At 67.7% G+C, this 2,423-nt stretch carries 3 protein-coding genes; 2 read left to right on the forward strand and 1 reads right to left on the reverse strand.

Annotated elements, in window-relative coordinates; all coding sequences use genetic code 11:
- The coding region (locus WAL33_RS09305) for an MFS transporter (RefSeq protein ID WP_422180684.1) at window positions 1–328 on the reverse strand (328 nt) is incomplete at its 3' end.
- Between the two features lie 165 nt (window positions 329–493).
- Here WAL33_RS09305 and WAL33_RS09310 point away from each other — a divergent pair.
- The gene (locus WAL33_RS09310; RefSeq protein WP_422180686.1) at window positions 494–829 is read left to right on the forward strand and encodes a PRC-barrel domain-containing protein; all 336 of its coding nucleotides are present in this window, start codon (window positions 494–496) and stop codon (window positions 827–829) included.
- Window positions 830–1,112: 283 nt separating this feature from the next.
- Window positions 1,113–2,423: DEAD/DEAH box helicase (locus WAL33_RS09315; RefSeq protein ID WP_422180688.1), on the forward strand; the 1,311-nt coding region annotated here is incomplete at its 3' end.

A 2,423-nucleotide genomic window follows, 5' to 3' on the forward strand; every position in this document is an offset into this window, starting at 1 on the left:
CGCCCAAGGCGCCGCGCAGCCCCAGCAGGACCTGCCAGTTCCCCGCGAATCCATGGGCCATGGTGATCAGCGACCAAGCCGTGGCGAACAGGGCGAAGCCCAGCTTCAGCCCGATGGAGTCCAGCACGTAGCCGCACAGAGGCTGCAGCATCACGCCCAGCTGGAAGGCGCCGGTGATCCAGGAATATTCCTGCGGCCCGATGTGCAGGTCGGCCAGCACGGTCGGGGCCGCGACGCCCAGGGTGCTGCGGGTCAGGTAGTTGAGCACCGCGCCCAACATCACCAAGCCGATCATCCACCAGCGTAGCGCCCGGATCTTGCCGTTCATGCGTCTCTCCCGACTCCGCCTTGTGTCCCGGTCGCGCCGACGACGGTAGCGCTACCACGCATAGCCCGCTCCGCCGCCGCCCGCAAACCCACAACAGTCGTAGACCGCCGTGGATCGATCCGCGTCGTGGCGGCGTTTGTCTGCGGCAAGCCCCTGGAGAATCCGATGAGCCTCGAAGATCGCCTAGTGAAGAGCGCCGCCCTGATCGGCGTGAAGATCACCGACGCCGGCGGCCACAAGCTGGGCGCGATCCGCGAGGTGTTCATCGACCGCGACGCCGGCATCGCGCGCTACGTGGCGGTCGAGCCGTCCGGCCTGTTCGCGGCCGGCGGCAAGTTCCGCCCGCTGCCTTGGCGCCTGCTGACCTGGGACGACAAGGCCGAGGCCTATGTCGCCGACCTGACTCGTGACCGCTTCAAGGAGGTCCCGGCCTATGATCGGGATCAGCTGAACAGCGCCACCTATGGCTGGGCCGGGCAGGTGGAGAAGTTCTTCGAGTAGGTCCGGTTCAGGACCCATTCAGGCCTGCCGGCCGCGGCAAATCCTTGCGGTTCTTGGCCCGCCCTTGACTTCGCACCTGCAATAAACGACATAGCCCTCACGCCATCTGGCGTTATCGGCGCTCCAGCTGCGTGAAGGACCGTTTTCGGTTCAGCCTGTCGAGCGCCCTAAAGCTTCTCATCAGACCGCCCGTGTCACGCGGGGCGCTCCCCACCGACCCGCCGCCAGGCGAGCCGTGCGAGGATCGCATGCGCCGTCTCGTGGCTGCACGAAAGCATCTGACTTGACTCAATTCACCGATCTCGGCCTCGCCAAACCGCTTCTCAAGGCGCTGACCGACAAGGGCTACACCACCCCTACCCCGATCCAGGCGCAAGCCATTCCGTTGGTGATGTCGGGCCGCGACCTGCTGGGCATCGCCCAGACCGGCACCGGCAAGACCGCCGCCTTCGCCCTGCCGATCCTGCATCGCCTGGCCGAAGACAAGAAGCCGGCCCCGCGCCGCGGCTTCCGCTGCCTGGTCCTGTCGCCGACCCGCGAGCTGGCGACCCAGATCGCTGAAAGCTTCCGCGACTACGGCAAGCACATGGGCCTGACCGTCGCCACCATCTTCGGCGGCGTGAAGTACGGCCCGCAGATGAAGGCCCTGGCGGCCGGCGTCGACGTGGTCGTGGCCACTCCGGGCCGCCTGATGGACCACCTGGGCGAAAAGTCCGCCCACCTGAACGGCGTCGAGATCTTCGTCCTGGACGAAGCCGACCAGATGCTGGACCTGGGCTTCGTGGTGCCGATCCGCAAGATCGCCAGCCAGCTGCCCAAGGAACGCCAGAACCTGTTCTTCTCGGCCACCATGCCGTCGGAGATCGGCAAGCTGGCCGGCGAACTGCTGAAGAACCCGGCCCAGGTGGCGATCACCCCGTCGGCCACCACGGTCGAGCGCATCGATCAGCAGCTGATCTTCATCGAAGCCCAGCGCAAGCGTCCGCTGCTGGCCGAACTGCTGGCCGACAAGAGCGTGGAGCGCTCGATCGTCTTCACCCGCACCAAGCGCGGCGCCGACCGGGTGGCCAAGTACCTGGTCGCCAGCGGCATCGAGGCCGCCGCCATCCACGGCGACAAGACCCAGGGCCAGCGCGAGCGCGCCCTGGCGGCGTTCAAGGCCGGCCAGGTCAAGGCGCTGATCGCCACGGACATCGCGGCGCGCGGCATCGACGTCAATGACGTCAGCCACGTGTTCAACTACGAGCTGCCCAACGTGCCGGAATCCTATGTCCACCGCATCGGCCGGACCGCCCGCAAGGGCAAGGAAGGCATCGCCATCAGCTTCTGCGCCGATGACGAGCGTCCGCTGCTGAAGGACATCCAGAAGGCCACCCGCCAGACGATCCCGACCTTCGACCGTCGCAACGACAAGAACCTGGCGGCCGCCGCGGCCGTGGCCGACAAGCTGGCCCCGCCGGAGAAGTACGTCGATCCGCGTCGCGCCGACCCGCGCAACAACGTCCCGTCCGAACTGCGCCGCCAGCGCAACCGCCCCGCCAAGGGCGGCGGCAATGGCCAGGGCCAGGGCGGCAAGCCCGGCGGCCAGCAGAAC

The sequence above is a fragment of the Caulobacter sp. genome, from assembly GCF_049283275.1.
Classification (GTDB): Bacteria; Pseudomonadota; Alphaproteobacteria; order Caulobacterales; family Caulobacteraceae; genus Caulobacter.

Bases quoted from the DNA above. Each gene is read 5' to 3' on its own strand.
- WAL33_RS09310 (WP_422180686.1), top strand. From the start codon at position 494: ATGAGCCTCGAAGATCGCCTAGTGAAGAGCGCCGCCCTGATCGGCGTG.